We start from the raw sequence: 219 nt of genomic DNA, 5'->3' as shown, positions 1-219 counted from the left end.
GCACGAGAGCGGCTCGATGCCTGCCGCCGGGAAGTCCAGCAGGCCGCCGACGCCCACACCGACCGCCGGCGCCGGCTGGACCGGCTGGCCGCGCGCCGCGAATGGCTCGAACAGGAGCGGGCCCGCCTTCGCGACGAACTCGCCGCCTGCGAGCACGACGCCGGCGACCGGGACGACCGGCTCCGCGAGGCCGCCGCCGCCGTCGAGGCGGCCCGGGCC

Origin of the sequence: Rhodocaloribacter litoris (assembly GCF_011682235.2) — a bacterium.
Classification (GTDB): Bacteria; Bacteroidota; Rhodothermia; order Rhodothermales; family ISCAR-4553; genus Rhodocaloribacter; species Rhodocaloribacter litoris.
This window is presented reverse-complemented; position numbering follows the sequence as displayed.